General features: G+C 64.0%; 2 pseudogenes (both running past the window's edge). Both read left to right on the top strand.

Annotated features, from left to right (window positions below):
* The first annotated feature begins 143 nt into the window (after positions 1-143).
* Positions 144-353: pseudogene (locus GEV06_20930) on the top strand (hypothetical protein) (it continues 120 nt past the right edge of the window).
* Positions 311-353, top strand: a pseudogene (locus GEV06_20925) (UPF0182 family protein) (it continues 2642 nt past the right edge of the window). The pseudogenes GEV06_20930 and GEV06_20925 overlap by 163 nt, the downstream one beginning before the upstream one ends.

The following is a 353-nucleotide window of genomic DNA, read 5'->3' as shown; positions in this document are numbered from 1 at the left end:
CAACCAGTGCTGGTTGGCGGCCCGCTTGTTGCGGGCCGCTACGGCGAGTCTCGCCGAAACGCGAAGCGTGAAGGCGGAACGTCGGGCCTACACATCCCGGGCGCCCGCGTCCAACATCTGTCTACTTTTACCGCACGGAGGTAGTGCTGGTTCCCCCCGGGGTCCCCATTCGCCGGTGGACGGTCGCCGTTCGCCGATTTCCGTATAATCGGCAGGTGCCTTTCCGCCTATCGCGCGTCGCTCTGCTGTTGGTGGCCTTCGTCTTTCTAATCGCCATCCCCACGCTCGTCGACTTCTATACCGACTGGCTTTGGTTCGGCGAGACCGGCTACCAGCGGGTGTTCCTGCGGGTG

The sequence above is a fragment of the Luteitalea sp. genome (assembly GCA_009377605.1).
Taxonomy (GTDB): Bacteria; Acidobacteriota; Vicinamibacteria; order Vicinamibacterales; family Vicinamibacteraceae; genus WHTT01.
Note: the sequence above shows the minus strand (reverse complement) of the source record. Positions and strands in the feature narration are given on the sequence as shown.